Origin of the sequence: Kineococcus sp. G2, from assembly GCF_037154035.1 — a bacterium.
In the GTDB taxonomy this organism is placed as follows: domain Bacteria; phylum Actinomycetota; class Actinomycetes; order Actinomycetales; family Kineococcaceae; genus Kineococcus.
In genome coordinates, this window is sequence record NZ_JBBBEM010000121.1 from 1 (window position 1) to 22,018 (window position 22,018).

General features: G+C 74.6%; 22 protein-coding genes. All 22 read right to left on the bottom strand.

The annotated features are described in order from the left end of the window. Nucleotides 1-150 precede the first annotated feature (150 nt). The 22 genes from V9U69_RS16910 to V9U69_RS17015 all read right to left on the bottom strand — a co-directional run bounded on the left by V9U69_RS16910 (nt 151) and on the right by V9U69_RS17015 (nt 21,974). Nucleotides 151-405, bottom strand: a complete 255-nt coding sequence (locus V9U69_RS16910) for a hypothetical protein (protein WP_337063026.1) — start codon at nt 403-405, stop codon at nt 151-153. Continuing rightward, on the bottom strand, nt 402-1,136 hold the full coding sequence (locus V9U69_RS16915) for a PilZ domain-containing protein (RefSeq protein ID WP_337063027.1): 735 nt from the start codon (nt 1,134-1,136) through the stop codon (nt 402-404). The genes V9U69_RS16910 and V9U69_RS16915 overlap by 4 nt, the downstream gene beginning before the upstream one ends. Nucleotides 1,137-1,140: 4 nt before the next feature. Continuing rightward, nucleotides 1,141-3,711: a hypothetical protein gene (locus tag V9U69_RS16920; protein ID WP_337063028.1), complete on the bottom strand. Its 2,571-nt coding sequence runs from the start codon at nt 3,709-3,711 to the stop codon at nt 1,141-1,143. Beyond that, entirely contained in the window at nt 3,689-5,719 is a 2,031-nt protein-coding gene (gene flhA / locus V9U69_RS16925; RefSeq protein ID WP_337063029.1) for a flagellar biosynthesis protein FlhA, read from the bottom strand. The genes V9U69_RS16920 and flhA overlap by 23 nt, the downstream gene beginning before the upstream one ends. Before the next feature lie 264 nt (nt 5,720-5,983). After that, complete coding sequence (locus tag V9U69_RS16930; RefSeq protein WP_337063030.1) at nt 5,984-7,066, bottom strand: EscU/YscU/HrcU family type III secretion system export apparatus switch protein; 1,083 nt, start codon at nt 7,064-7,066, stop codon at nt 5,984-5,986. Further along, on the bottom strand, nt 7,063-7,851 hold the full coding sequence (locus tag V9U69_RS16935) for a flagellar biosynthetic protein FliR (RefSeq protein ID WP_337063031.1): 789 nt from the start codon (nt 7,849-7,851) through the stop codon (nt 7,063-7,065). Before V9U69_RS16935 ends, V9U69_RS16930 begins: the two co-directional genes overlap by 4 nt. A gap of 3 nt (nt 7,852-7,854) precedes the next feature. Continuing rightward, nucleotides 7,855-8,130, bottom strand: coding sequence for a flagellar biosynthetic protein FliQ (locus V9U69_RS16940; protein ID WP_337063032.1), 276 nt, complete (start codon nt 8,128-8,130; stop codon nt 7,855-7,857). A 116-nt stretch (nt 8,131-8,246) separates the two neighbouring features. Then, nucleotides 8,247-9,134 carry a flagellar type III secretion system pore protein FliP gene (gene fliP / locus V9U69_RS16945; RefSeq protein WP_337063033.1) on the bottom strand — a complete coding sequence of 296 codons (888 nt, stop codon included), beginning with the start codon at nt 9,132-9,134 and terminating at the stop codon, nt 8,247-8,249. Then, nucleotides 9,131-9,589, bottom strand: coding sequence for a flagellar biosynthetic protein FliO (gene fliO, locus V9U69_RS16950; protein WP_337063034.1), 459 nt, complete (start codon nt 9,587-9,589; stop codon nt 9,131-9,133). The genes fliP and fliO overlap by 4 nt, the downstream gene beginning before the upstream one ends. Beyond that, nucleotides 9,589-10,344: a flagellar motor switch protein FliN gene (fliN, locus tag V9U69_RS16955; RefSeq protein WP_337063035.1), complete on the bottom strand. Its 756-nt coding sequence runs from the start codon at nt 10,342-10,344 to the stop codon at nt 9,589-9,591. The genes fliO and fliN overlap by 1 nt, the downstream gene beginning before the upstream one ends. Next, a complete protein-coding gene (locus V9U69_RS16960) occupies nt 10,341-11,285 on the bottom strand; it encodes a flagellar motor switch protein FliM (RefSeq protein WP_337063036.1) in 945 nt (314 codons plus the stop codon). Before V9U69_RS16960 ends, fliN begins: the two co-directional genes overlap by 4 nt. Before the next feature lie 239 nt (nt 11,286-11,524). Beyond that, nucleotides 11,525-12,022: a flagellar basal body-associated FliL family protein gene (locus V9U69_RS16965; RefSeq protein WP_337063037.1), complete on the bottom strand. Its 498-nt coding sequence runs from the start codon at nt 12,020-12,022 to the stop codon at nt 11,525-11,527. 1 nt (nt 12,023) lies between these two features. Next, nucleotides 12,024-13,016 carry an OmpA/MotB family protein gene (locus V9U69_RS16970; RefSeq protein ID WP_337063038.1) on the bottom strand — a complete coding sequence of 331 codons (993 nt, stop codon included), beginning with the start codon at nt 13,014-13,016 and terminating at the stop codon, nt 12,024-12,026. After that, the gene (locus V9U69_RS16975) at nt 13,016-13,789 is read right to left on the bottom strand and encodes a motility protein A (RefSeq protein WP_337063057.1); all 774 of its coding nucleotides are present in this window, start codon (nt 13,787-13,789) and stop codon (nt 13,016-13,018) included. The genes V9U69_RS16970 and V9U69_RS16975 overlap by 1 nt, the downstream gene beginning before the upstream one ends. A gap of 2 nt (nt 13,790-13,791) precedes the next feature. Further along, complete coding sequence (locus V9U69_RS16980; RefSeq protein ID WP_337063039.1) at nt 13,792-14,106, bottom strand: flagellar FlbD family protein; 315 nt, start codon at nt 14,104-14,106, stop codon at nt 13,792-13,794. A gap of 212 nt (nt 14,107-14,318) precedes the next feature. After that, on the bottom strand, nt 14,319-15,602 hold the full coding sequence (locus V9U69_RS16985) for a flagellar hook protein FlgE (protein WP_337063040.1): 1,284 nt from the start codon (nt 15,600-15,602) through the stop codon (nt 14,319-14,321). Nucleotides 15,603-15,665: 63 nt separating this feature from the next. Beyond that, the gene (locus V9U69_RS16990; protein WP_337063041.1) at nt 15,666-16,247 is read right to left on the bottom strand and encodes a flagellar hook capping FlgD N-terminal domain-containing protein; all 582 of its coding nucleotides are present in this window, start codon (nt 16,245-16,247) and stop codon (nt 15,666-15,668) included. Between the two features lie 88 nt (nt 16,248-16,335). Continuing rightward, a complete protein-coding gene (locus V9U69_RS16995) occupies nt 16,336-18,354 on the bottom strand; it encodes a flagellar hook-length control protein FliK (RefSeq protein ID WP_337063042.1) in 2,019 nt (672 codons plus the stop codon). Beyond that, on the bottom strand, nt 18,351-19,439 hold the full coding sequence (locus V9U69_RS17000) for an NlpC/P60 family protein (protein ID WP_337063043.1): 1,089 nt from the start codon (nt 19,437-19,439) through the stop codon (nt 18,351-18,353). The genes V9U69_RS16995 and V9U69_RS17000 overlap by 4 nt, the downstream gene beginning before the upstream one ends. Further along, entirely contained in the window at nt 19,436-19,885 is a 450-nt protein-coding gene (locus tag V9U69_RS17005; RefSeq protein WP_337063044.1) for a hypothetical protein, read from the bottom strand. The genes V9U69_RS17000 and V9U69_RS17005 overlap by 4 nt, the downstream gene beginning before the upstream one ends. Beyond that, nucleotides 19,882-21,204, bottom strand: a complete 1,323-nt coding sequence (locus V9U69_RS17010; protein ID WP_442907805.1) for a FliI/YscN family ATPase — start codon at nt 21,202-21,204, stop codon at nt 19,882-19,884. The genes V9U69_RS17005 and V9U69_RS17010 overlap by 4 nt, the downstream gene beginning before the upstream one ends. Nucleotides 21,205-21,239: 35 nt before the next feature. Further along, complete coding sequence (locus V9U69_RS17015; protein ID WP_337063046.1) at nt 21,240-21,974, bottom strand: FliH/SctL family protein; 735 nt, start codon at nt 21,972-21,974, stop codon at nt 21,240-21,242. Nucleotides 21,975-22,018: the final 44 nt, after the last annotated feature.

The following is a 22,018-nucleotide window of genomic DNA, read 5'->3' on the forward strand; positions in this document are numbered from 1 at the left end:
CCGACGGGGACGGGCGTCGCGGCAGGACCACGCGCGTGAGGCCGCGCGGGCGAGGCCGTGCGGGCGAGGCCGTGCGGGCGAGGCCGTGCGGGTGAGGCCGTGCGGGTGAGGCCGTGCGGGTGAGGTCGTGCAGCGGCCGGGGCTGCCCGCTCAGGCGTCCCCGCGCCGGCGGGCGGGGTGGTCGGCCCCCGCCTCGCCGTCGGCCTCGACCTCGGCCGCCGCGGCGTCCGCGGCGCTCTGGTAGCGCAGCACCAGGGTGCGCACGGCACGCGCCGCGACGGTGCACACCAGCAGCGCCAGCAGCAGGTGCAGCAGCGCCGTGTCCACGCTGCCGGTGCCCGACAGCGCCGCCGCGACGGAGGGACCGGCCAGCAGCAGGCTGGCGGCGATCACGATCGGGGTCACGGTGCCTCCCGGCGGCGGTTGCGGATCTGCTCCTGCATGACGTGGCGGCGCAGGCGGTCGGCCGCCGCGACGGGCTCCACGAAGGACAGCACGAGGTCGTCGTGCTCACCGGTGGCGGCGGGGTCCGGCGCGAGGCGCACCACCTCGGCGAGCTGCTCGACGGGGACGCCGTCGAGCTCGAACACGGTGCGCACCAGCCGGCCCGCCCCCGGCCAGGAGCCGCGGCGCACGCGCACGCACGCCCCGCCCTCGCTGAGGTCGACGAAAGCGGCCGTGACGGCCTGCTCGGGCGCGGCGTCGAGGTCCTGGCGACCGGGCCACATCGGGTCGCCGGGCACGGCGTGCAGGCGCAGGTTCCCGGTGACGGGCACCCGCACGAAGCGGCGCCGCTGCTGGACGCTGACCTCCCCGCAGGGCGCCAGGTCCCACGAGGGCACGCGGCGCCGCACGACCTCGGCGATCAGGAAGTCCTGGCGCAGCTGGCCGCGCTCGCTGGCCCACAGGACGGTCACCGGCATGCCGGGGGCCACCAGGTGCAGGTCGCCCGAGAACCCGGGGGCGGCCACCACCAGGCTGCCCTCCGCGGAGTCCTCCACCCGGGTGGGCAGCTCCAGGAGCTCACCGCCGAGGGCGTCGGGCAGCTGGACCTGCACGCGGACCCTGCCGTTGACCGCGGGCCACTGCGCCGGGGAGGTGGGGCTCACCACCCCGGCGCTCGTGCGCCTGGCCACGGGCTCAGCGCGCCGCGCCGCCACCGGACGTCGCGTCGAGCAGCAGACCGGCCCAGGCGCCGGAGGTGGCCGGCCGCCCGTCCAGGAAGCCGACGGGGACGTCGAGCGACAGCACGTCGAGGGGGTCGGGGCTCTCGGCCGCGCGGTGCACCGCGAGGCGGCGGGCGGGCACGCCCGCCTCGTCGAGAGCGCGCAGCTGGGCGGCGACGGCGTGGCTGCGGCGGGTGGCGTCCACGCACACGACGACGGCGGCCGCGCCGATCTCGGCGGCCAGGCGCGCGGCGCGCTCGGCGTCGGCACCCGTCGGGCGGGCGGGGATCGCGACGGTCAGCGGCGCGCTCCAGCGGCGGGCCTGCTCCTGGCGGCCGGGCAGCTCGTCGGCGGTGACGGTGTTCTGCACGTCGGCGCGGCCGAGCACCAGCGGCGCCTCGGAGCCGACCTCGTCGGCCACCAGCAGGGCGGCGGCCACGACGGCGTCGGCCTCCCCGACGACCACGACCAGCTCGCCGGAGCCCACGCGCAGCGGCGCGGGGACCTCGATCTCGCGGGCCAGGCGCAGGACGTCGCCGGAGTCGTGGGGCTCGCGGTACGGGGCGCGCGCCGCCGGACGGTCGCTGTAGGTGGTCACGGAATCACGGTAAGTCAGGTCCATGTCAGCTGCCTCGTTGTCGTCCCCGTCGTGGGCGGCGCGCTCGCCGGCCACGCTGTGCGTGCGCGAGGGCGCCTGCTGCGCCCGCGCGTCGTGGCGCGGCTCGCCGCGCTCGTCGCGAGGCTGCTCGCGGTCGTCCGGCACCGCGTACGGGTACGCCTGCCGACGCTCCCCCGCGGGCTCGAACGGAGCCTCGTAGTCGTCCTCCACGTAGCCGGCGCCCGCGCCGCGCAGCGCGGGCTCCTCCACGAAGCGGTCACCGAAGTGGTCCTCCACGGGAGCCGGGCGGCGCAGCTCCGGCCGGCGGGGCGCGCCGCGGCGCGCCTCGAGGCCCTCGCCGCGCAGCGGCACCTCCTGCTCCCCCGCACGAGCGCGACCCTCGGCCGCCGCGTCGGTCCGCTCCAGGCGGCGGGGGGCGGCGACACCGTTGGCGGCACCGAACTGGTCAGGAGTCACGCGATCCTCCGTGGTGCGAGCGGGCAGCGCGCCGAACGGGGCGCCGGCGCCTGCAGCGGCAGCCGGCCGGCCCGGACGGGTCCCCGAGGGACGCGGCGTCTGCCTGGTGACCGAGCGTACATCAGGGATCACATTCGGTCCTGTGGTCGCGTCGACCGCACCGAGGTGCCGGACCGCCGCCATGGTGGCCGCGAAACCCGTGCCCTCGGTGGACAGGGGCCGGTGCGGCGGCAGCGGGCGCTGCGGGGCGCCCTCAGGACGACGGCGACCCGCGCCGGCGCCGCGACCGGCGGAGAGCATGGCCCGCAGGCGGTCGGTGCCGTCGGCGGCCTCCGCCGCGGCCAGCACGTCACCCAGGCTGCGCCCGGACGCCTGCGCCGGCACCGCCGTGCGCTCGATGCGCTCGGCCTGACGGCGGCGCACCTCGCGACGCGCCTCCTCACGGCGCTCGGCCTCCAGCCGCTCCGCCGCCACACGTTCCTGCTGCACGCGCTCCGCCTCCCGACGCTCCGCTTCCGCACGGGCGGCCCGGAGCCGCTCCGCTTCCCTCTGCTCAGCCTCGAGACGCTCGGCCTCGAGACGCTGCGCCTCCAGCCGCTCCGCCTGGAGCCTCTCGGCCTCCAGGCGCTCGACCTCGAGACGCTCGGCCTCGAGACGCTGCGCCTCGGCCAGCTCGGCCTCGGCTCGTTCGGCCTCCAGGCGCTCCGCCTCGGCACGCTGCGCCGCGGCCAGCTCGGCCTGCAGACGCTCCGTCTCCAGGCGCTCCGTCTCCAGGCGCTCCATCTCCAGGCGCTCGGCCTCGATGCGCTGCGCCTCCAGGCGCTCGGCCTCGATGCGCTGCGCCTCGGCCAGCTCGGCCTCGGCTCGTTCGGCGTCCAGTCGGCGCTCCTCCTCGCGACGGGCCGCCTCGGCGAGCGCGGCGGCCAGGTCGACCTCCTCGACGACCTCCTGGCCGGGCCCGCCGGCGGTGCCGGCCTCGCCCGGGCCGTCGGCACCGAGCAGGCCCGCGGCGCGGGCGCTGCTCACGGCACCGGAGGCCTTGAGCATCTCCACGAGGCCCTGCCGGGCCTCTTCGAAGTCATCGGCAGCCGCGGGCTCGGGCTTGAGCGCCCGGACGGGCGAGGGCGCGGCGTCCGGGGCCGGCGCCGCCGGGGCAGCGGCGTGCCGCCCGGCGGGCGGCTCGGTGTCGTCCGCGCCCTCGGCGGCCTCCGACTCGGCGCGGTCCGCGGCCGCCAGCAGGGCCTCGAAGTCGAGGGCTCCCCCGTCAGCGGGCTGCTGCTCGTCGCCGGTGGTGCCGTCGTGCTGCATCTCGACCGTCACTTCGTAGCGCTCCTTGGTGAAGAATCCGGCGACGCCTCCGGAACGGATGCGCTCGGCGCGGACGACGCGGGCGGCGTCTCCGTGGGTTTCGCGGACCTGGGCCAGGAGGTCCTGCAGGTCGGGGCCCTCAAGAAGCAAGTGCGTGGACACCGCTCACCGATCCAACCGTCTCGATCCGGGGGTGGTTGCTGACGTCGTCGTAGGACAGGACGTGCAGGCGGCCGACGGCCACCTTCAGGAGCCGGCGCAGCGGCGCGCGCAGCGGGGGCGCGCACACCAGCACGGCGGAGATGCCCTGCTGCTCGGCGCGTTCCAGGCACGAGGTCGAGGCCGTCACCAGGTGCTCGGCGGTGACCGCGTCCAGGGCCAGGCTGGCGCCGTGCTCGCCGGGGCGCAGGGCCTCGGCCAGGGTGTGCTCCAGGAGCGGGTCCAGGGTGATGACGTGCAGGACGCCGTCCTGCTCGTGCACCGCCGCCACGGCCGGCCCCAGCGAGGCGCGGGCGGTCTCGACGAGGCCGTCGAGGTCGGAGCCCTGCTTGGCCCGCAGGCTCAGGGCCTCGAAGATGCGGGCCAGGTCGCGGATCGGCACCGCCTCCTCCAGGAGGGCCTGCAGGACGCGCTGCACCTCCCCGAGGGTGAGGACGCTGGGGGTCAGCTCGTCCACGACGACCGGGTGGGTGCGCTTGAGCGCGTCCACCAGGGAGCGCACGTCCTCGCGGCCCAGCAGCCGCGGGGCGTGGCTGCGCACGAGCTCACCCAGGTGGGTGATGAGCACGCTGGCGCGGTCCACGACGGTGGCGCCGGTCAGCTGCGCCTGGTGGCGCAGCTCGGCGGGGATCCACTTGCCGTTCAGGCCGAAGACGGGTTCCACGGTGGCGCGGCCGGGCAGGCCGTCGAGGTTGTCGCCCAGGGCCAGGACCTGGCCGGGCGGGGCGGTGCCGCGAGCGACCTCCACGCCGGAGATGCGCACCGCGTAGGTGGACACCGGCAGGTCGAGGGAGTCGCGGGTGCGCACCGGCGGCACGACCAGGCCCATCTCGAGGGCGATCTTGCGGCGCAGGGCCCGCACGCGCTCCAGCAGGTCGCCGCCGCCGGAGGTGTCGACGAGGTCGACCAGGTCGGGGGCGAGGACGACCTCCAGCGGGTCCACGCGCATCTCCTCCAGCAGGGACTCGGCGGCCTCGGCGGGGTTGACGGGCACCGGCGCCAGCTCGGCCAGCTCGACGGCCTTGGCCTCGGCGGCGTCGCGCTTGCCGATGCGGTGCGCGGCGAGGAAGCACAGGGCGGCGACGAGGAAGAAGGGCACCTTGGGCATGGCGGGGACGAGGGCCAGGACGGCGGCGGCCCCGCCGGCGATCTGCAGCACCATCTTCTGCTGGCCAAGCTGGTTGATGGCCTCGGTGCCCATGTCGCCGGTGGAGGTGGCGCGGGTGACGATCAGGCCGGTGCCGACGCTGAGCAGCAGCGCGGGCACCTGGGAGGCGAGGCCGTCGCCGATGCTCAGCAGCGCGTACTGCTGGATGGACTCCGCCGGGCCGAGGCCGTGCTGGACCATCCCGATGGCGAAGCCGCCGATGAGGTTGATCAGCACGATGATGATGCCCGCGATGGCGTCGCCCTTGACGAACTTCGAGCCACCGTCCATGGCGCCGTAGAAGTCGGCCTCGGCGCTGATGTCGGAGCGGCGCCGGCGCGCCTCGGCCTCGTCGATCAGGCCGGCGTTGAGGTCGGCGTCGATGGCCATCTGCTTGCCGGGCATCGCGTCGAGGGTGAAGCGCGCGCCGACCTCGGCCACGCGCTCGGCGCCCTTGGTGATGACGACGAACTGGATGACGACCAGGATGAGGAAGATCACCAGGCCGATGACGAGCGAGCCGGCGATCACGAAGTGACCGAACGCCTCGATGACCTTGCCGGCGTACCCGTTGGACAGCACCAGTCGCGTCGTGGCCACGTTCAGGCCCAGCCGGAACAGGGTCAGGACCAGGATGAGCGAGGGGAAGACGGAGAAGTCCAGCGGCCGCTTGACGAAGATGCAGGTCAGCAGGGCGATGAGCGAGCACACGATGTTCGTGGCGATGAGGAAGTCGAGCATCGCGGCCGGGACGGGCACGACGAGCAGCAGGATGATGCCCACGATGCCCACGGGCACCGCCATCTGCGTGAGGTTGCGAAAACGCACTGCACCGCCTGTCGTCCTGGTCACCCGTGCGGGTTCCCTCGTCCAGCGGCCTGTCCGTGGCCCTGCTGCGCCGTCCTGGCTACTGCCTCCTTCGGCACCCGGGCGCGGATCCTTGAGCCCCCGCCCGGCGGATCCCCCCTGCTCCCCCGCCCCCGCTGCTCCCGGCCGCGGGGACGACGACGCCCCCGGTGGTCGAGGGGGTGCTGCTCCCTCGACCACCGGGGGCGGGTGGTCGCCGCGTCAGGCGGGCACGGTGTGGGCCTCGCCGAGGGCGGTGGTGGCGCCGCGGGTGCGCAGGTTCATGACGAAGGCGAGGACCTTGGCGACGGCGGCGTACAGCTCGGCGGGGATCTCCTGGCCGACCTTGACGCTCTTGTACATCGAGCGGGCCAGCTCGACGTCCTTCACGAGCGGCACGCCGTTCTCCTTGGCCCTCTCGCGGATCTTGGCGGCGATGGTGCCGGCCCCCTTGGCGACGACCTTGGGGGCGCCGCTGCCGGGCTCGTAGCGCAGCGCGATCGCGATGTGGGTGGGGTTGACGACCACGACGTCGGCGGTGGCGACGTCGGCCATCATCCGGTTGCGCGACATGGCCATCTGCTTGGAGCGCAGGGCGCCCTTCAGGAGCGGGTCGCCCTCGGCGTTCTTGTGCTCCTGCTTGATGTCCTGCTTGCTCATCCGCAGGTTCTTCATGATCCTGCGGCGGCTCATGGCGTAGTCGGCGGCGGCGATGACGAGGCCGACGAGGATCGTCACGACGAGCATGGCGGAGATCGCGGAACCGGTGGCCGACAGCACCGACGCCAGCGGCAGCACCCCCTGGCCGACGAGCTTGGGGGCCAGCCCCTCGGCGACGACCCACAGCGCCCCGCCGATGAGGAGGGTCTTCAGCAGCGACTTGGTGCCCTCCCACAGCGCCTGCGGGCCCCAGTGCTGCTTGAGGCCGTTGACGGGGTTGAGGGACTTGAAGCTGGGCTTGAGCTTCTTGGTGGCCGGGCGCAGGGTGCCCTGCACCCCGCCGGAGACCACGACGGCCAGCACCGTGACGAGCAGCAGGGGGCCCAGGACGCCCGGCAGCGCGCTGAAGGCGCTGCCGAGGGCGGCCAGCGCCCGCCCGGGCTCGGGGTCGGCGGCCACGTCGGCGACGCGGCGCAGCGACTGCTGCCCGGCGTCGCCGGCGGCCTCGATCGTGCGGGGCACGAGCAGCGCACCGGCGGCGGTGCACAGCCACGCGGCGACGTCCCGCGACTGCGGGACGTTGCCCTCCTGGCGCGCCTCGGTGAGGCGCTTGGGGGTGGGCTTCTCGGTCTTCTCCCCGCTCACTCCCCTCCCCCGCTCCTGCCGGTCAGGCGCACGAGGGTCTCGCGCAGGGTGCCGGCGATGTCGTCGACGACCTCGGGCAGCACGGCGAAGGCGAAGCCGCCCAGGGTGAGCACGATGAGGATCTTCAGCGGGAAGCTCATGGCGAAGACGTTGAGGGCCGGGGCGACGCGCGAGAGCAGGCCGAGGCCGATGTCGGCGACGAACAGCACCGCCACCAGGGGCGCGGCGATCTGCAGCGCGGAGAGCATCAGCTGCCCGAGGCCGGTGGTGAAGACCTCCGCGACGGTGGCGAAGGACAGCCCGGCGTCCAGCGGCAGCACCTCGTAGGTGCGCAGGAACCCCTGCAGCACCAGCAGGTGCCCGCCGGAGAGCACGAGCAGGGCGGTGGCGGTCCAGTTGTAGAGCTTGCCGAAGATCGCGGACTGGGTCTGGTTCAGCGGGTCGTAGGCGCTGGCGAGCTGGAACCCGCCGAAGAGGTCCAGCAGGTCGCCGGCGGCCTGCACGGCGGCGAAGACGAGGGCGCAGAACGCGCCGAGGACGGCGCCGACGACGACCTGCTGCACGATCGCGCCGATGAGCGCGGCCGGCTCGGCGGCGGGCACCTGCCCGCGCAGCTGCCCGGCGACGGGCAGGACCAGCGCGAGGGCCAGCATCGCCTTGACGCGGCCGTTGACGGCGCGGGAGGCGAAGGGCGGTGCGAGCACCAGGAACGCCACGGCCCGCACCGAGGCCAGCAGCACGGCCAGCAGCAGGTCCAGCCCGACGGTGGTGGACAGCCCCTGCACGGCTCAGCCGCCGCTGACCAGGTCGGGGATCTGCCCGTACAGGGAGGTGGTGAAGGCGGTCAGCTCGTGCAGCATCCACTTGCCGCACACCACGATCGCGATGCCCACGGCGAGCGCCTTGGGCACGAAGGCGATGGTCTGCTCCTGCAGCTGGGTGACCGACTGGAACAGGGAGATGCCGAACCCGACGGCCAGTGCGGTCAGGAGCATGGGGGCGCTGAGCTTGGCGGCGAGGACGAGAGCGGTCATCCCGAGGTGGATGACGGTCACGTCGGACATCGCGGGGCCTTCCGGTCGGAGGAGGCGGCCGGTGCGCCGGCCGGGGGTGCGGCCGGGGTGCCGGCCGTGACGGTTCGACCGTGCATCGGCCGATCGGGTGATCCCCTTGAGGGGGCTCAGCCGGCGTAGCTGCCGACGAGCGACTTCACGACCAGGCCCCAGCCGTCGACCATGACGAACAGCAGCAGCTTGAACGGCAGGGAGACCGTGACGGGCGGCAGCATCATCATGCCCAGGCTCATCAGCGCCCCGGAGACGACGATGTCGATCACCAGGAACGGGATGAAGATGACGAAGCCGATGATGAACGCGGAGCGCAGCTCGGACAGGGCGAACGCCGGCACGAGGGTGCTCATGGGCGTCTCGGCGCAGTTCTTCGGCTTGTCGCGCTTGGCGGCCTTGGTCATGAGGGCGAGCTCGTCGTCGCGGGTCTGCCCGCACATGAACTCGCGCAGCGGCTGGGAGCCGTCGGTGAACGCCTGCGTGGTGGTCTTGTCGCCCTTGAGGTAGGGCTGGATCGCGACGTCGTTGATGGCGCTGAACGTGGGCGCCATGACGAACATCGTCAGGAACAGCGCCAGGCCGGCGAGGACCTGGTTGGGCGGGGTGCCCATCAGGCCCAGGGCGTTGCGGGTCAGGCCCAGCACCACGAGGATCTTGGTGAAGCAGGTCGTCAGCAGCAGCAGCGCGGGGGCCACCGACAGCACCGTCAGGGCGATGATGATCGTGACGGACTGGCTGGGCTTGCCGTCGGCGCCGGTGATGCCGGCCACGTCCACGGTCACCGAGCCGGCCCCGGCGGGGTCGGTGGGGGCCTGCGGGGCGGTGGGCGCGGTGACCGCGGGCAGCGCGGCGGGGAGCGCGGTCACCGCGGCCGCGCCGAACGCGGGGGCGGCGGCCGGGGACGAGGCGGGCAGGGCCGAGGCGCTGCCGGCGGCGCCGGTCAGCAGGCCCCCGGCGAGCAGCGCGGCGGCCGCGAGCCTGCGGGCGGTACGGGTGCTCACCGGCGGGTCGTCCTCTCTCGCAGCACGTCGACTGCCTTGGTCCAGGTGGCCGGCGACAGGGCCGAGCCGTTGAGCACGGCGGGGCGCGCGGTGGGGACCGCGCCGGTGCGCGCGGCGGGGACCGCGACCGCGGGGGCCGCGGTGCCCGCCGCGGCGGGGACCTCGACGACCTGGTCGGCCGGCGCCGCCGGGGCGGGCAGGAGGTCGGCGGCGGGCGCCTCGGTCAGCAGGGTGACCTGCTGCTCCGTGACGCCCACCACGAGGGCCCGCTCGCCGATGCGCACGACCGCCACACCGGCCTTGGCGCCGACGCCGACCCTGCTGAGGACCTCCAGGCCGCTGGTGGCCGCGCCGACCGCGCGGGAGCGGCGCAGCCAGCGCGCGCCGAGCCACAGCAGGCCGAGGACGGCGACCAGGGAGACGGACATGCGCCCCAGGGCGGCGAGGGCCTCCATCAGGCGCCGGCCTCCGTGCCCGGGGTGACGATCTCGGTGATGCGGATGGCGTAGTCCTCGTCGACGACGACGACCTCGCCGCGGGCGATGAGCTGGCCGTTGACGAGCACGTCGGCGGGGCTGCCGGCGGCGCGGTCCAGCTCCACGACGGAGCCGGGGGTCAGCGCCAGCAGGTCCTGCACGGTCATGTTGGTGCGGCCCAGCTCGACGGTGACGTCCATCTGCACGTCGCGCAGCAGGTCCATGGTGCGGCGCGGGCCGCCGCCGGCGACCGGTGCGCTGGTGGGGGTGGCCATGACGGGCACGGAGACCTGGGGGGCGTCGGCGGAGAACGTCAGGCCGATCAGGGCCAGCGTCTCCCCGCCCGCGCCGACGACGGCCACGGCGCCGCCCTCGAGGGCGGCGACGGCCTCGGCGGGGTCGCCCTCGACGCCGACGTCCAGGGTGCACTGCCCCAGGCTGGCGACGACGGTCTCCAGGGCGGGGCGCAGGGCGTCGACCGGGTCGAGGGCGCCCTCGGGGCTCATCAGGAGGGTGTTGAGGGTCTCCTCCCCCACGATGACGGCGACGCGGCCGGTGGAGGCGCCGGCGAAGCTGGCGGAGACGGCGGTGCCCTCGTCGCCCATGTCGGGGGCGGCGGAGGCGTCCACGATCCCGGTGATGGTGCCGGGGGCGGACAGCGGCAGGACCGCGAGGGCGGCCTGGGCCGCTTCACCGAGGAGGGCCTGCAGGTCGGCGTGGGTGACGGTGCTCATCGGGAGGACTCCTCGGGGGTCGGGACGATCAGGCAGGCCAGGCGGGAGCCGCGGCTGCCGGCCACGGCGGAGGCGACGACGGTGTCGGAGGCGACGACCTCGAGGGGGGCCTCGGCGGCGTGCGGCAGGCGCAGGACGTCGCCGGGCACGAGGGCGAGGATCTGGTCGGGGCGCAGCTGGGTGGCGTTCAGGCGCACGGAGACCTCGACGGGGATGTGCTCGAGGTGGTCGTCGAGGCGGTCGCGCATGAGGCGGCGGATGCGCAGCTCCTCGGGGCTGGCGACGCGCAGCTCGGCGGCGCTGAGCGCGGCGGAGAGCGGGTCCAGCGGCAGGGCGAGCGTGGCGGTGCCCTCGATGCGCTCGACCTGCAGGTGGAACGAGGCGACGATCATGACGTCGGTGGCGGCGGCGGCCTGCGCGAACTGCGGGTTCTGCTCGATGCTCGACAGGTGCGGCTTGAGGTCCACGATCGAGGTGAGCGAGGCGGCGAGCTCGCCGAGGGTGCGCTCGACCATGCCGCGGCACAGGACGGCCTCGATGTCGGTGAGCACGCGCAGCGGCTGCTCGTGGGCGCCGGTGCCGCCGAGCATGCGCTCGACGAACGTGAGCATCAGCGGGGTGTCCAGGTGCAGGACGCCGGCGCCGACGAGCGGCTCGGGGTCGAACACCGTCATGATCGAGGGGGTGGCCAGCGTGGCGGCGTACTCGTCGTAGCTGTACTGCTGCACGCCGTCCAGCTCGACCTGCACGCTGGTGCGCAGGGTGGAGGACAGCAGCGTCGCCCACTGGCGGCAGAACGTCTCGTAGGTGATCTCGAGCACGCGGGCGTGCTGGCGCGACAGCTTGGTGGGCCGCCGGAAGTCGTACGGGACGGGGACGCCGCGCCGCCGCGAACGGCGACCGCCCGTGCGCTCTGCGCTGGTGGAGGTCTCGGGTGCCACGTTGCACCTATCGGCACGGAGGGGCGTCACCCTTTAGCGCGCACCTGAACGGGTGACGCGCGCCCTCCCCTCCTCCTCCCCCCTCCCCGACGGTGATCGAGCCTCTCCAACGGTGATCAAGGAAGTGGCAACTTCCTTGATCACCGTTGGAGAGGGGGCCGGACGCGCTCAGGGCGCGGCAGGCGGTGCCTGCCGCGCCCTCGCGCGGAACGGGTCGTGCTGGGCCCTCACCGGGCTCGTCACTGCATGACGAACTGGGTGAAGTAGATGCCCATGACCTCCTTGTGCTCCACGCCCTCGGTCTCGGCGACGTAGGCCTCGATGATCTTCTCCTGCAGCAGTTCCTTGTGGTGCTGGCGCTGCTCGGCGTTGGACAGGTCGGTCATCGACAGGCCGCTGAACTGGGAGATGACCAGGTCCAGGGCCTTGCTGCCGTCGAGCCCCGTGGAGGCGCCGTGGCCACCGCCCTCGCTGGCCACGCCCTGCAGGGCCAGGCCGATCTTCAGGTAGTGGCCGTCGGCGAGGTTGATGCTGATGGCGTCCAGGGCCGTGACGTCACCGGGCTCGAGGTGCTCCTCGGTCTCGGCAGCGGCGGCGGTGTCGCCCTTGGTGAGCAGGAAGACCCCTCCGCCGGTGCCGCCGGCCAGCAGCACCGCGCCGAGGACGGCGACGATGATGAGCTTCTTCTTGCCGCCGGGGGCGGCCTCGGCGCTGTCGCCGTCCTTCTTGCCGGCCATGTCAGTGGCCTCCCGTCTCGGTGCTGGTGGCTGCGGTGGTGGTGGTGGTGGCTGCGGTGGTGGTGCTCGCCGTCGTGTCGAGCTCGGCGGGCCCGCTGGTCGGGGTCGCCTCGGCGACCTGCGGCAGCAGGGCCTTGACCGCCTCGGAGGAGGCGGACGCGACGACGAGGTCGACGCGGCGGTTGCCGGCCAGCGCCCGCTCGTCGCCGTCCGGGTACAGCGGGCGGGTCTGCCCGTAGCCGGTCGACGTCAGCCGCTCGGCGGGCAGGTGGTGCACGTCGATGAACCGGGTCACCACGCTGTTGGCGCGCGAGGTGGACAGGTCCCAGTTGTCGCGGTAGCGGACGGTGGAGCTCAGGGGCAGGGAGTTGGTGTGCCCCTGGACGACCACGTCGTTCGGCAGGCCGCCGAGGATGGGGCCGATGGCGTCGAGGACCTGCAGACCGACCGGCTCGACGTCGGCGCTGGCGTTGGCGAAGAACACGTTGTCGGCGACGAGGCCGACGACGAGGCCGTCGGAGGTGATGCGGTACGTCACCTGGTCCTGGTGGCCCTGCGGCTCGAGGGCCGCGTCGATCCGCTCGATGACCTCGCGGTAGTCGGCGACCTCGGCCCGGGCCGCCTCCAGCTGGCTGGCCGACCGGGCGGTCTCCTGCGCGGTCTGCGCCTCGGCGATGATCTGCTCGGCGTTCGGGGCCTCCATCGGGTCGCCGCCGGCCATCACCTTGATGTTGACCGGGTCGGCGCCGTTGTCGATGTCGTTGATGCCCTTGTTTCCGCTGAGCACCAGGTTGGAGGAGGAGGTGCCCTCGTTGAAGCCCTCCTTGAACTGGGCGAACTTCAGCTGGTCGATCTGCGACATGGCGAACAGGACGATGAACAGCGCCATGAGGACGGTCAGCATGTCGGCGTAGGAGACCAGCCAGCGCTCGTGGTTGACGTGCTCGTCGTGCTCCTCGTGCTTGTGGCGCCGCTTGTGCGCCGAGGAGGACATCAGGCCGCCTTCTTGTCCGCCACCGCCGTGCCCGGCGGCAGCAGGCTCTGCAGCTTCTTGGCGACCGAGCGCGGGTTGGAGCCGGCCTGGATGGCGAGGATGCCCTCGACGACCAGCTCCATCTGCGCCACCTCGATGCCCGACAGGCGCATCAGGCGGCTCTGCACGGGCAGGAAGAAGAAGTTCGCGCTGGCCACGCCCCACAGGGTGGCGACGAACGCGCCGGCGATCATCGGGCCGAGGGCGGCGGCGTCGGAGAGGTTCGCGAGCACGACGACCAGGGAGATGACGGTGCCGCAGATGCCGACGGTGGGCGCGTATCCGCCCATGTCGCCGAAGATCTTCGCGGCCTGCTTGTCGGCGGCCTTCTTGGCCTGGATCTGAGCGGTGAGGATCTCGTACAGCTCGTCGGGGTCGGTCCCGTCGATGGCGGTCTGCAGACCGTCGCGCAGGAAGTCGTCGTCGACGCCCTTGATGGCGTCCTCGAGTGCCAGCAGCCCTTCGCGGCGGGCGCGCTCGGCCATCTTGATGAGGATCTCGACGGTCCCGGCGGGGTTGGCGACCTTGCCGAGGAGGGCCTTCTTCAGCGTCCCGATGGAGGCGATGCCGTCCTTCATGATGCCGCCCATGAGGCCGACGCCGAGGGTGCCGATGAAGACGAGGACCAGGGGACCGGGCAGCAGGATGCTCCCGACGGTGCCGCCCTCGTGGTTCTGCATCCAGAGGACGGCGGCGGTTGCGATGACGAGCCCGCCGATGGTGGCGAAGTCCATGGTCACGGCCTCCTGCGGTGCAGCGGGACCGGAGCGGGCAGTTCCCCGTCGGCGTCGCTGGTGGTGGTCTCGGTGTGGGGGTGGGTCGGCAGCTCGAGGACGTGCGCGGTCCCCGTCTCCTCGAGGGCGTGCGCGGTGGCGACCACGCGGGCCCGGAACGCCATGACGCGCTCGACGACATCGGTCAGCGGCTCGGTGACGACGAACTTGGCGCCGTCGACGAGCGTGATGACCGTGTCGGGGGTCGCGTCGACGCGCTGGATCAGGTCGGGGTTCACGGCGAACACCGACCCGTTGAGGCGAGTCACGAGGATCACGGGGTTTCCGTCCTTGGGGTGGAGTAGAGGCCCGTCCCTGGGCCGGTTTCACTGATCCCATCGGCGTGCCCGGGCGGGACCTGAGTGGGGGTTGCCTCATGCACCCGTTCGTGCTAACGGCCCGAGCGAGGTGACGGGGTGTGACGAGAAACGCCCTCCCGGGCCGCGCACCACGCGGCCCGGGAAGGCGTCGATCGACAGCGCTAGGAGGATCAGCGCTTGAGGTTGACGAGCTCCTGAAGGATGTCGTCGGAGGTGGAGATGATGCGGGAGTTCGCCTGGAAGCCGCGCTGGGCGAGGATCAGGTTGGTGAACTCGGCGGACAGGTCCACGTTCGACATCTCCAGCTGGCCGGCACCGAGGGAACCGCGTCCAGCGGCACCCGGGACGCCGACGTTGGGGTTGCCGGAGTTGACGGTGACGGCGTACATCGAACCGCCGACCTTCTCCAGGCCCTCGTAGTTGTTGAAGGTGGCGATGGCGACCAGACCGAGGTCTCGCTTGAGGCCGTTGGAGTAGGTCCCGGTCAGCGTGCCGTCGGTGCCGAACGCGAAGGACTGCAGGGATCCGATGGTGGAGCCGTCGGCATCGGCGGAGATGTTGGAGATGCCGTTGCCCACCAGACCGGTCATCGCACCGAAGTTCGGCAGGACGGAGGTGCCGTTGAGGACGACCGGTGTCTTGACCCCGGTGGCAGGGACAGCGTTGGCGGTGGTGTCGTACTTGCCGTCCGTGGCCGAGAAGGCGATGGTTCCTCCGTCAGCGGTGCCGCCGTCCCAGCTGTAGGTGATCTTCCAGGTGTCCTTGCTGACCCTCTTCGCCTCTTCGGCGGTGGCGGCGGCCGTGAGGGTACCGGTGTTCTCGAACCGGACCGTCACACGAGTACGCGCTCCCTGACCGTCGAAGACGTCGAAGGACGTGGTCACGTCCGGGATCTTGTACCCGCCGCCGGCGACACCGATCGGCGCACCGCTCTTGTCCAGGTTGCCGACCATGTCGAACTCGGTGCTGGCCACCGCCGGCATGACCTCGTCGGCGGGCACGAGCAGGGTCTCAGTGGGACCGCTGGTGGGGATGACGCCGTCGGCGTTGGGCCGCCAGCCCTGGACGTAGCTGCCGTCCGGGGTGACCAGGCGCCCCTCCTGGTCGAGCGTGAAGTTGCCGGCGCGAGTGTAGAAGGAACCCTCGGCTCGGTTGACGACGAACATGCCGTCGCCGTTCAGCATCAGGTCCGTGGCCTTGCCCGTGGACTGCGCCGAACCCTGGGTGAAGTTCTGCTGGATCGCGTTCACGCGGACGCCGAGACCGACCTGCGAGGGGTTGGTACCACCGATCCCGCCCTGCGGTGCACCGGCCGCCTTGGTGAGCTGGCTCATGGTGTCGGCGAACGCCACGTTCGAGCTCTTGTACGCGGTGGTGTTGACGTTGGCGATGTTGTTGCCGACGACGTCCATCATCGTCTGGTGCGAGCGCAGGCCGCTGACACCGGAGAACATGGAACGGAGCATGTTTCGGACCTTTCGAAGGGCTGGCGGGGTTCGGGAGGGAGGTTCTGGGAGTCAGGAGGCGGTCGAGGGTGAGGCGGGCGAACCCGCACTCCCCGTGCTGGCCGCAGGCACCGTGGCGCTCGCCGCTGCGGCGGTGGCACCGGCACCGTTGATGGATGTGACCTTGGACAGCACGACCTTGGCGCCTCCGACGTCGAGCACCGGCTCGCCGCCCGTGCCACCGGTGGAGGAGGCGTTGAACGACGCGGAACGCACGACCCCGGTGACGGTGGTGCCGTCGGGGCCGGCGTACGACACCGTCTGGCCGATCAGGGCGCTGGCCTGCAGCTTGTCCTGCCCGGAGAGCATCTGGGTGTAGCTCTTCGCCATGTCCTGCATGGCCTCCAGCGAGGAGAACTGCGCGGTCTGCGCGATGAACTGCGTGGAGTCGACCGGCTTGGACGGGTCCTGGTAGCGCAGCTGGGCGACCAGCAGCTTGAGGAAGGTGTCCTTGTCCTCGGCGGTCTTGTCCGCCGCCTTCGCGCTGGTGTCGGACCTGCCCGCGTTCTTCGCCGACTCCGTCTGGGTCACGGCGTCGGAGTTGGCGATCAGGGACGCGTAGGGGTTCGCCCCGCTGGCCGCATCGATGGTCATGGTCCTCCTTCGGTCGTTCGGGTGGGTGGCTGTAGCCCGTCCGGGTCCTTCACCGCTCAGCGGGGTGGACTCGCCGGCGTGCGAGGGGTCAGACGCGCAGGTCCAGCCGCCCCTGGGCGGCCGCCGCGGCGGTCTGGCGGGCCGAGCGGGGCTCGTCGGCGCCGAACAGGGCGCTGCGCCCGCCGGAGGAGCCGGAGCCGTGCTGCTGCCCCGCACCGGAGCGGTTCCCGCCCTGGCCGCCGAGCTGCGGCTCGCTCCCCTGCCGCTGCTGGGCGGTCCCGGAGTCGGCGCGCACCTCGACGCTGGTGGAGGTGAACGAGGTGCCGGCCAGTTCGCGCTGCAGGTCGCCGACGGCCTGGCGCAGCGCGTGGCGCGCGGCGTCGGAGGCGCCGGTGAGCTGGACGCTGAGGGCCCCGTCGAGGACCTCGGCGGTGACCTGCACGGGCCCCAGGCCCAGCGGGTTCACCTCCACGCTCATGCGGTGCACGGCGTCGGTGGCGGCCGGCAGCTGCTCGAGGCGGGCGCTGACGCCCTGGGCGAAGGCGAGCGGGTTCGTCAGCGGCAGCGGGGCGGGCGGCGTGGACGCGGGCGCCACGGCGGGCGCGGACGCCGCCGCGGTACCGGCGGTGGCCGGCGCGGTCAGCGGTGCCGGGACGGCGGTGGGCTCCGCGGCCACCGCAGCGGCGGGCACCGGGGTGGGCCCGCTGACCGCGGTGGCGGCCGGCGACGTGGACGAGCCGGTGGCCGGGGTGCCCGGTGCCGGCACGGCGGTGGCGGACGGCACCGCGGCGCTCCCGGCCCGGCCGGCGGCCGGGGCCCCGGGCTGAGCGCCCGGCTGCCCACCGGGCTGGCCGCCCGGCTGCCCGGTCTCGCCGCCCGCGCCCTGCGCGAGCGCACCCGGGGTGACCACGGCACCCGCCGAGGGGTCCTGGACGGGCTGGCCCGGCGCGACGGCAGCGGGCTGCGCACCGGTCTGGGCGGAGGTCTGGGCGGAGGTCTGGGCCGCGACCTGGACCGCGACCTGGGCGGCGGGCTCCTTCGCAGCGGCCAGCGCAGCCGGTCGCACGAGGGCGGCCACGGCGTTCGCCGGTGCGCCCGCCGCCGCGGCGGGAGCGGTCGCACCCGTCTCGGCCACCGCGGTGCCGGAGGTGCCGAGGAGCGTCGCGGTCGTCGCGGCAGCCGCCCCCGGGACGGGGGCACCGGTCCCCGCCGGCGTGCCGGCCGCGGTGGCCGTCGCGGAGGGAGCGGTGGCGGCAGCGGCCGCCGCGGCGCCCGGCACCGCCGGCGAGGCCGGTGCCGCAGGAGCGGCCGCCGACGGCACGGACGCGGCAGCGGTCGCCCCCGGGGCGACCGGCGCCCCGGTGGGACCGGGCAGGGCAGAACCGGTCAGAGCGGAATCCGGCAGGGCGGAACCCGGCAGGGCGGAAGCAGCGACGGTGGCGGCCGCCACCTGCGCGGTGACGCCCCGCTCCCCCACCGCTCCGGCCGGCGTCGCGAGGGTGGTGGTGGGTGCGGTCGCCGGGGTGGCGGGCGGCGTCACGAGCGCGAGCAGCGCGTGCGCAGCGGCCTGCTGCGCGGCGTCCTGCTGCATGTCGTCCTGCTGCGGGGCAACGGTTTCCGGGCCATCGGCCGATCCGGTGGCCGCGCTCGCTCCGGCCGCCTCCTCGGCGGCGGTCGCCTGCTCCGCGCGGCCCTGCCCCGGGTTCGTCGAGGTCGGGGAGTCGGCGCGCCGGCGCTCACCCGGGCGGTACAGCGCGTCGGGGCGGTGGTGCTCGCGGCGCAGCGGCTGCCCGCAGCGCCGGGCGTCGTCCGCACCGCGGTCGGCGGCGCGCTCGGCGGCCCGATCCCCGGCACGATCGGCCACCCGGTCCGCGGCGCGCTCAGCCGCCCGGTCGGCGGTCCGGTCGGCGGCGCGCTCGGCCACCCGGTCCGCGGCGCGCTCGGGCGCGCGACGGTCGAGGGCGTCGGCGGCGCGCTGGTCGAGCTCGGCGGCGGCGCGGCCGAAGGAGCGCGCGAACTCGGCGCCGCCGTCGGTGCTGCCTCGGCGGTCCTCGCGGGCCGGGACGGGGTTCGCCGCGGTCAGCGTGCTGACGGTGGGGGTGCTCACGCGGCGCTCCCGGTGCTCTGGAGGGTGGTCATGATCTTCTTGACGTAGTTCTGGGTCTCGCTGAACGGCGGGATGCCGCCGTACTTGCGCACGTTGCCGGGGCCGGCGTTGTACGCGGCCAGGGCCTTCTCCAGCGAGCCGAAGGTCTTCAGGTGGGAGGCGAGGAGCTTGCCCGCGCCGTCGATGGCCTGCATCGGGTCGAGGGGGTCGATGCCGACGTCGCGGGCGGTGGCGGGCATGAACTGCATCAGCCCGACGGCGCCGGCGTGGCTGCGGGCGTTCGGGTCGTACCCGGACTCCTGCTTGGCGACGGCGGACAGCAGGCCGGCGGGCAGGCCGTACCTGCCCTCCGCGGCGGTGAAGGCCGCGTCGTAGGGCGCGGACTTCGACGTCGTCAGGGACGCGGGCCGCACGTACGCGGTGCTGTCGGTGGCGGCGGCGCCGGTGCTGCCGGTGACGAGGGCGGCGGCGGCCAGCCCGGCGGCCGCCGTGGTGGCGGCCGTGGTGCCCAGCCGGCGGATCGTCATGGGGGTTTCCCAGACCTTGGAGATCTTCACGACGTCCCCCGTCTTGGGTGCGTGGAGCATCTTGCCGTCGCCGACGTAGATGCCGATGTGGTGGCCGTTCTCGAGGACGACGAGGTCGCCGGGCTTCGCCTTCGCCAGGGAGGGCACCTCGGTGCCGACCTTCGCCTGCTGGGCGGCGGTGCGGGGCAGCGAGATCCCGATCTGCTTGCCGGCGTACTGGATGAGGCCGGAGCAGTCGAACCCCTCGGGGGTCGTCCCGCCCCACAGGTACGGCACGCCGGTGTGCTTCTTCGCCACCGCGAGCAGCCGCTCCCCCGTGGTGCCGGAGGTGCTCTTCGTGCCGGTGGGGTCCCAGGTGGCGTTGACGGCGCGCGCGCCGCGGCTGACGGTGCCGCCGGCGAGCACGTCGGCGAACTGCGTGCCGGACGTGGCGGGGGGGACGGACGTGGCCGTCGTGGCGGCCGCCCGCAGCGCGGTGGCGGCGTACCCGCCGCTGAGGGCGGCGATGCGGGACTCGATGTCGGCGACGCGCGCCTGCACCTCGGCGATGCCGCTCACGGCCTGTCTCCTCCGGTCTCGGCGCGCCGGCGGGCGCGGGCGGCGAACTCGGCGACCGTGCGGTCGTCGAGGGCGCGCTGGTCGGCGGCCAGGGCCGCCTTCTCCTGCGCGAGCTCGTGCCGCTCCACGACGCGCTCCAGGGAGCGCTCGGCGCGGCGGGCGCGGGCCCAGGCGGCCTGCTTGGTGCCCATGTCGCTCTCCAGCCGGGCGGTCAGGGCGCGGGCGGCGTCGAGGTCGGCGACGAGCGCGGCGCGGCGGGCCACGGTCGCGGTCCAGGCGGCCATGGTCTCGTCGCTGAGGTGCGCGTCGCCGAGGTCGCGGCGCACGCGGGCGGCGCGCTGCTGCTCGCGGCGCAGGACGGCGTTGGCGGTGGCCAGGTCGGCCTTGGCCTCCTCCTGCTGGGCGCGGCGCAGCTTCAGCAGGGCGAGGATCGCCTTGGCGCTCACCGTGCACCTCCGAGGGTGGCGACGAGCTGCGCCAGGCGGGCCCACGCCTCGGGCGCGGGGGTGATGTCGTGGATGTCCTGGCGCAGGAACGCGTCGATGGCCGGCATGCCGGCGACGGCGGCGTCCACCTCGGCGTTCGCGCCGCTCTGGTAGGCGCCGACGTCGATGAGCTCCTTGGCGTCGCGGTGCGCGGCGAGCACGCGGCGCAGGGCGGTCGCCTGGGCGCGCTGCTCGGGCGTGGTGACGCGGCCGGCGACGCGGGAGACGGACTCCAGCACGTCGATCGTCGGGAAGTGCCCGGCGGTGGCCAGGCGGCGGTCGAGCACGACGTGGCCGTCCAGGATGGAGCGGGCGGCGTCGGCGACGGGCTCGTTGTGGTCGTCGCCGTCCACCAGGACGGTGTAGATGCCGGTGATGGAGCCGACGACGCCGGGCCCGGCCCGTTCCAGCAGGCGCGGCAGCAGCGCGAACACGCTGGGCGGGTAGCCGCGGGTGGCGGGGGGCTCGCCGACGGACAGGCCCACCTCGCGCTGGGCCATCGCGGTGCGGGTGAGGGAGTCCATCATCAGCACGCAGTCGGCGCCGGCGTCGCGGAAGGACTCGGCGATGGCGGTGGCGGTGAACGCGGCGCGCAGGCGCACCACGGGCGCCTCGTCGCTGGTGGCGACGACGACGACGGAGCGGGCCAGGCCCTCCGGGCCCAGGTCGTCCTCGAGGAACTCGCGGACCTCTCGGCCGCGCTCGCCGACGAGGGCGAGCACGGACACGTCGGCCGCGGTGCCGCGGGCGATCATGGACAGCAGGGAGGACTTGCCGACGCCGGAGCCGGCGAAGATGCCGAAGCGCTGCCCGCGCCCGGCGGGCACCAGGGTGTCCAGGGCGCGCACGCCCAGCCCCAGGGGCTGGTCGACCCGCTGGCGGGCCAGGGCGGGCGGCGGGGCCGCGTGCAGCGGGGTGCGGGGGGCGGCGTGCAGGGGCGCGCCGCCGTCGAGGGGGTTGCCCAGGGCGTCGACGACGCGGCCCAGCAGGGCCGCGCCGACCGGGACGGTGGGGGCGCGGCGGGTGGCGACGGCGGGGGCGCCGGTGCCGAGGCCGGTGAGGTGGCCCAGCGGCAGGCAGCGCAGGCGCCCGCCCTCGGCGGCGACGACCTCGGCGGGCACGGCGGCCGGGCCCTCGCCGAGCACGACGGTCTCGCCGACGGCGGCCTCGAGGCCGGAGACCTCCACGGACAGACCGACGATGCCGCTGACGCGGCCGCGCACGACGGGGCGGGCGGCCTCGGCGGCGCGGCGCAGCTGCGGGGTCAGCAGTTCGCGCACCGCGGAGGCGAGGGCGGGCCCCACCAGGGGGGCGCTCACGCCGGCGATCCGCTCACCTCGGCGCTCCCGCCCGCCTCGGGCGACACCAGCGCCGCCAGCGCGCGGCCGACGCTGGCGCGCAGGCCGGCGTCGACGTCGGTGTCGCCCTGGCGGGCGATCGCGTCGCCCGGGGAGACGGTGGGGTCGGCCAGGTAGGTCACGCGTGGTGCATCGGCGGGCGCGCCGGGGGTCTTGAGCGCACCGCCCGCCGGATCGCCACCCGTCGGGCCGTCGCCCGTCAGGGCGGCCAGGTCGTCCGGGTGCACACGCACGGTGACGGGCTGGTGGTCGTCCAGGGGGCGCAGGGCGCGCTGGACGGCCTCGTGGACGGGTGAGCCCATGAGGGAGACCTCACGGTCCAGGACGGCTCCGGCCAGCTCCAGGGCGAGCTCCAGCACCGTGTCGGCCAGCGCCGCCACGCTGGGCAGGCGCTGGGCGCTGATGCCGTCGGCGGCGGTGAGGACCGCCGCCTCGGCGCGCGCCAGGGCGGCGGCGCGCCGGGACTCGTGGGCGGCGGCGGCCGCGGTGGCCGCCTGGCGGGCGGCCAGCCGGTCGGCGGCGGCCTCCTCGGCCGCCTGCCGCATGCCGGCCGCCCAGCCGGCCGCCCAGCCCGCGGTGCGGGCCGACTCCCGCTCGGCGCGCAGCGCCTCGGTGTCGGCGGCGTTGCGCGGCAGGCGGATGCCGGTGAACTCCCGCGGTGCCCGCGCGTCCGGGCCGCCGGGAGCGGCCACGAACGTGCGGGGGACGGGTGCGGGCGAGGTGTCCGCGGGGCGGA